We start from the raw sequence: 474 nt of genomic DNA, 5'->3' as shown, positions 1-474 counted from the left end.
GTCTTATTAATAAAAAACCACCCCTTCCTTTTTCCCTTTCCGCTGGCTGTTTTCGGCGGCCAAGGCGGGTAATGCCGGCACGCGCGATCCCTTGGCGACGGGCATTCTCCCCATGGCCCTTGGCGAAGCAACCCAGGCCGTGCCGCAGGTGCCGGATGGCACCAAGGTCTACCGTTTCTCCATTCTCTGGGTCAGCGCGACGACTACCGACGATCGCGAAGGCGAAGTGATCGCAACGTCCGATGTCCGCACCGACCGCGCCGCGCTCGAAGCCCTCTTGCCGCAGTTCACCGGCCTCACCACGCCGCGCCCGCCGATCTATTCCGCTCTCAAGATCGATGGCGAGCGCGCCTCTGACTTGTCCCGTGCCCGCGAAACGGTGGAACCACCCCCCCGCCCGATCGCGATCGATCCGCTGACAGTGATCCCGCATGGCACGCACGGCTCCGGGCTTGACGGTCACTGCGCGTGCAG

At 64.6% G+C, this 474-nt stretch carries 1 protein-coding gene; it reads left to right on the top strand.

Annotated features, from left to right (window positions below; all coding sequences use genetic code 11):
* Nucleotides 1-91: 91 nt before the first annotated feature.
* Nucleotides 92-474, top strand: a 383-nt coding sequence (locus tag VW35_RS08975) for a pseudouridine synthase family protein (protein WP_483088782.1), incomplete at its 3' end; no start/stop codon positions are given.

Source organism: Devosia soli (assembly GCF_000970455.1).
Lineage (GTDB): Bacteria > Pseudomonadota > Alphaproteobacteria > Rhizobiales > Devosiaceae > Devosia > Devosia soli.
The sequence above is the reverse complement of the archived record's forward strand: the minus strand, read 5'-3'. Positions and strand labels throughout refer to the sequence as shown.